The 1,531-nt window shown below is 61.1% G+C and carries 1 protein-coding gene; it reads right to left on the bottom strand.

All coding sequences use genetic code 11. The features are described from left to right. Window positions 1-141 precede the first annotated feature (141 nt). Window positions 142-552, bottom strand: coding sequence for a hypothetical protein (locus tag ACFFGH_RS34315; RefSeq protein ID WP_386677438.1), 411 nt, complete (start codon window positions 550-552; stop codon window positions 142-144). Between the last annotated feature and the right edge of the window lie 979 nt (window positions 553-1,531).

Raw genomic sequence — 1,531 nt, 5'->3', positions numbered from 1 at the left:
GCTTCTTCGAGCGCGCGAGCAGCTCCAAACACCGCGGGCGTGGGTTCGCGAAAACAACGCCTCAAGCTCACCGTTCCCTCCCTGTGCACCTAACACCTGAGTTAAGCCGCGCCGCGAAGCGGCGTCGGCTTGGACGAATTGTTAGGCCTCAACCAGCGCAAGGGAGGCGATGATGGGCTCGAAGTACTCGAGAGACGCATCGTAGTCCTCGCAATCGTAGTCGTGGAAAGTGGCCCGAAGCACGTAATTGCCGCGGGCGTGGATCTTCCCAGCCACTCGGTAGGCATTTGGCCGAGCCAGCGTGTCCCATGTGCAGACAACCGAGTCCCCGGCCGGTTCGATATGCCGGCGCAGAAGCTCCCTCTCGTCTGATCCGCCAAGCAGTCCGTCCAGCTCGGTAGCGAGAAACACATCAACGAGCTGAGCAGGGGAGCGACTCTCTTCCTCGCCCATGTACCAGAGGGCCAGGTAGAAGCCCTTCGTGCCATCAGGCGACTCGAAGTATGTCGTATCGCCCTCGGACTGATCCTCCCAGTCGCTCGGGAACGCCACGGTCCAAGTATCTGTAGTGAGACGGTCGAAGTGTGTCATTGAGGCCTAACACCTGAGTTAAGCCGCGCCGCGAAGCGGCGTCGGCTTGAACGAATAGTTAGGCTGCAGCATACCGGCCGGAGCCGGAAAAGAGACAACGGCCGAGACCAGAGCCGGAGGCCGGGCAGGGCGGCACAGCAACAGGCAGAAGGGTCAGCAGGAGGTGGCCGAAGGCAGTCAACCTGGCGGCGGTGCACGACAAGCGCCCGGCACCAGCGGGCAGTGCGTTACGGAGTAACGCCCGAAAGAGCGGCGAGGGCGCGAGCCGGAAGAGCCCGAGGCCCGATGCGGCCGAAGGCAGCCAACCGTCCCGAGAGAACTTGCGAGCGCTGCGACGAAAGCTACGGTGCCTTTGCATGAGCGCGGCCGATGCACGAAGCCAAGTAGAACGTCACCAGCCTAGAGGCTCACTGCTGCCCGCCTAACACCTGAGTTAAGCCGCGCCGCGAAGCGGCGTCGGCTTGGACGAATTGTTAGGGCGCGACTCTGACCGTTTTAACCACGCACGATTCTGACAAGCGAATGTAGACGTCCCGAGCATAGTTGGACTCGACGATACCGATATCAACGCCAGACGGCGAGGGGCGAGCATATTTCACGTACTGAGAGACATCCTGTGGCATGTCTATTTGGGGGACCAAGAGCGTGGGCTCCCTCCCTTCAATATCGACCTCAATCTCGTAGGACTCGAACCAGCCGGCGGCCACCACGCGAACTTGCGGACAATTCGGCACATCGACATCGTAAGCAGAGATGCGCTCCGTACAGCCGACAGTTCCCATCGCGCAGAGAATCAATGACACAGGAAAAAGAGGCTTGCACACAGGAAGAGTTCCTTTCGCGGCCTAACACCTGAGTTAAGCCGCGCCGCGAAGCGGCGTCGGCTTGGACGAATTGTTAGGCGCGCTGCGGTGCGAGCCGGCTAACAGCAAGACGGCAG

Source organism: Lysobacter korlensis, from assembly GCF_042434515.1.
This window is presented reverse-complemented; position numbering and strand designations above follow the sequence as displayed.